This is a genomic window from Propionivibrio sp., assembly GCF_049316945.1.
Lineage (GTDB): Bacteria > Pseudomonadota > Gammaproteobacteria > Burkholderiales > Rhodocyclaceae > Propionivibrio.
The window spans coordinates 1-3083 of record NZ_JBMOJE010000278.1 but is presented as its reverse complement, the minus strand read 5'-3'; the positions used below and the strand labels follow the sequence as shown (position 1 = coordinate 3083).

The following is a 3083-nucleotide window of genomic DNA, read 5'->3' as shown; positions in this document are numbered from 1 at the left end:
GTCGAGCCAGAGGCAGAGCCAGCGTGAGGTCTCTCACTTTTGCCGCCACACCCAATACACAAATTTTTTAAACGTAACACAACAGGAGCAGCCTCATGGGAAAGCCGATTAACGAGAACATCCGCGATGTGCGGGTCGAGAACGAAGACGGGGATTTGATTCCGATTCTGGATCATGCCGGCGCAAAGTTCTCCGAGCTAATCAACGCCGTCATGCAGAACAACAAGGCCGGCACGCTGACCTTGAAAATCAGCATTAAGCCGAGTACAGCCGGTGCGCTGGCGGTTCGTGCCGACGTATCCACTGTCAAGCCCAAGGGTCTTCCGCCTGAATCGCTGTTGTGGGCTACCCCGGAAGGCAACCTGATCGCCGAAGACCCGCGCCAAACGAAGCTTGACCTCAAGCCGGTAGCCGCCGAACCGAAGCGCGAACTGAAAACCGTCGCCGCATAACCTTCCACTAACGAAAGAAAACAACCATGACCGAAGCACAAACAATCCTCGACGCCGGTGCCTCCGTTGTCGAAATACGCGATGTCGGCGGCATCAAGTTCGCCATTGCGCCCGATAGTTATAGCGTCATAAACCTCGAAAAGCACATGCCCTCCCCGGTGCGCAATCGTGGGGCCATTGTTACCAGCGACTCGCCGAGTTTCATTGATTACCTGAACAAGTATCAACACCAGGATGCGTCAAAAATCTATGCCGAAATCGACAGCGATAAAAGCCACTGCAAACTAGTCGCGGTTCTTGATGACCATACGAAATCGCTTCCGGGTTGGCGCGAGCATACCTGCACATTTTCACCAAAACAGGCCGTTGAATGGACTCGCTGGATTGGAAAGAATCAGGTAAAGATGACGCAGTCGGACTTTGCTTCGTGGCTTGAAGACAACCTTCCGGATATTGCCACGGTAGCGGGAATGCCGACCGGAGCCGAGATTCTGTCTATGGCACTCGGTTTCGAGGCTAACAGTGACAAAAAACTTCGCAGCAAGGTAAATCTTCAATCGGGTGGATTCACCTTCGAGTTTGTCAGCAAAGAAGATGAGCGAACCCGCGCAACCATGCAGGTATTCGAGCGTTTCACTATCGGAATACCTGTCTTTGATGGAAGCGCCAACGCCTACCCTCTTGAATCTCGCTTGAAGTACCGCGAGAAGGACGGCGTTATCACATTCTGGTACGAACTTATCCGGCCAGACCGCGTATTCAAGACCGCTGTTACTGATGAAGTTAACACCATTAAGCGAGATACCAACCTACTGCTTATTTACGGATCGCCCGGACTGTAATTATATCAACCAACGACCGGCCATCACGGCGGTCGGAACAGGGATCAACCATCATGAAGCTCACCGCCATTCAAGCGAATAACTTCCTCGGCGCGCGCGCCGTCGATGTTCGCCTGGTCAAACCGATCGCTTTATTCGCCGGAGCCAACGGTTCCGGTAAGTCATCTCTGCAAGAATCTGTGCGGATGGCACTGACTGGAGAGTCGGTTCGTGTCAGCCTGAAGAAAGACTACAAGCAGCTCGTCAGCGAAGGGGCGGATGTCGGCTATGCCGTAGTCGATTACGATGCCGGCGACCGGGCGGCCATCACTCTGCCGAATGGCGCGCACGAATTCACCAACGACTGCCAGCCACCATCCAGCCTCGCCTTTGTCCTCGATGCGCAACGCTTCGCCAGACTTCCGGATAACGAGCGCCGCGCTTTCCTGTTTGGCCTGATGGGCCTGAAGACAGATGGCGAATCGGTAACGCCCCGCTTGATTGCCAAAGGCTGCAACGCCTCAAAGGTCGAGCAGATCACCCCCTACCTGCGCGCCGGGTTTGATAGCGCCCAGAAGGAAGCGCAAGCCAAAGCGCGTGAATCCAAGGCCGCATGGAAGGCCGCAACCGGTGGAGAGGCTTACGGCTCAGTCAAGGCGGCAACGTGGAAGGCAGAGAAGCCAGCCGGGGTAGCAGGGAACGCCGAGGCGATGCGGGTGATGATGGCCGGTATTGAGGGCGAACTGGAGGCGGGAACGCTTCGCCTTGGTGAGTTGGCAAGCTGGGAGAAGAAGTGCAAAGAGCAATCCGGGCGTCTCGCTGAGCTGAGAGCAACGGCTGGGAAGTTCGCACGGATTCAGGGAAAGCTGAATAGTGATGAGGCTGAACTGAAGGTGTGGGCGGCCAAGGTCGAGGAAACAACGGCCAAGGCCAGCGGCGTAGCGAGCAAGCCGACGACATTCCCGTGCCCTTGCTGCGGCGTCATCCTGACACACCGGTTAGTGGATGGCTTGGCGATTGAGTATGTCGAGCCGGAAAGCAAGGCCGATCCTGAAGCCGTCGCCAACCTTCCCGAATACCAGAAAGCCCTGAAGCTTTTCGAGAACTCGGTGGCCAACGGGAAGCGCGATCTTCTGTCCGCCGAATCTGCCGCGCGCGCTATTGCCGAGATTGAAGCCGCTGGCCTGATCGAGATACCAGGTGAGGATGAAGTAATCGCCCTCAAATCCTTGATTGACGGCCTGAAGCAGCGCCGGACGATCCACCTGGCAGATATGCGAGCCCACGAGGATTCGGTTCGCCATTCCGCAGAATCCGACAAGCGTACTGCAGACGCCCAGCAGCATCATGAGAGCGTGCAGCAGTGGGATGCAATCGCGGATGCGCTGGCTCCGAGCGGTATCCCTGGTGAAATGCTGGCCGAAGCATTGGGGCCGATCAATGACCGGCTGAGCATATCGAGCATGGCCTCGGAATGGTTGCGCGTGGCAATCCACCCCGACATGCAGATTACCTACGGCGAGCGCGACTTTTCGCTCCTGTCAGAGTCTGAAAAATGGCGTGCTGACGCGATGATTGCTGAATCGGTGTCGTTCCTGTCTGGCGTGAGACTGCTTGTTTTAGACAGGGTCGATGTGCTTGATATGACCGGGCGCGAGGATCTGCTGTACTGGCTCGATGCACTGGCGGAAGAGGGGCAACTGGATAGCTGCTTGCTCTTTGGCACGCTGAAATCACTTCCATCAAACCTGCCTACGAACATTCAATCGGTATGGATCGAAAACGGTACCACCAATAAACTCAAGGAAGC

The 3083-nt window shown here is 56.0% G+C and carries 3 protein-coding genes; all 3 read left to right on the top strand.

Annotated features, from left to right (window positions below):
- Positions 1-95: 95 nt before the first annotated feature.
- The gene (locus ACOYNV_RS26945) at positions 96-452 is read left to right on the top strand and encodes a hypothetical protein (RefSeq protein WP_422902899.1); all 357 of its coding nucleotides are present in this window, start codon (positions 96-98) and stop codon (positions 450-452) included.
- A 26-nt stretch (positions 453-478) separates the two neighbouring features.
- Positions 479-1294, top strand: coding sequence for a DUF2303 family protein (locus ACOYNV_RS26940; protein ID WP_422902898.1), 816 nt, complete (start codon positions 479-481; stop codon positions 1292-1294).
- A gap of 53 nt (positions 1295-1347) precedes the next feature.
- Positions 1348-3083 (top strand): AAA family ATPase (locus ACOYNV_RS26935; protein WP_422902897.1); only part of this gene is annotated, 1736 nt, incomplete at its 3' end.

What these genes read in the sequence shown, in the direction of transcription:
- ACOYNV_RS26945 (WP_422902899.1), top strand. Translation starts at nt 96, where the DNA reads ATGGGAAAGCCGATTAACGAGAACATCCGCGATGTGCGGGTCGAGAAC.
- ACOYNV_RS26940 (WP_422902898.1), top strand. Translation starts at nt 479, where the DNA reads ATGACCGAAGCACAAACAATCCTCGACGCCGGTGCCTCCGTTGTCGAA.